Below are 328 nucleotides of genomic sequence, written 5' to 3' on the forward strand. Positions count from 1 at the left end.
AATAAGCAGGTTGAGCTGCGTACCCCAGTCGTCCATGAAAAACAATCCATCTACGTCTGTCCCGGCCCATACTTCGAGAAGACGTTTATAAAAATCGTGCATTTTTTCGATAAAAGCATAGATTTTCGTTCCAGTCGTTTTAAGGCTATTTTCGCCCGTGAAGGGCTCTTTTTTTTGCTTTTTTCCGCCGAACGAAAATCTATACAATTCAAGCGGATGATAGGCAAAATCCATAAACAGGTTTTCGGTTCCCCGTAAAAACTGCAGTCTTTCAAACGGTCTCGCAATATCGCTTGCCAATACAAACTGGTCCGTGCCTGCACAATAT

The 328-nt window shown here is 42.7% G+C and carries 1 pseudogene; it reads right to left on the reverse strand.

The annotated features are described in order from the left end of the window. A pseudogene (locus tag CHK_RS16510) lies at positions 1–328 on the reverse strand (hypothetical protein); the annotation flags it as partial.

The organism is Christensenella hongkongensis (assembly GCF_000981035.1).
GTDB classification, from domain to species: Bacteria; Bacillota; Clostridia; order Christensenellales; family Christensenellaceae; genus Christensenella; species Christensenella hongkongensis.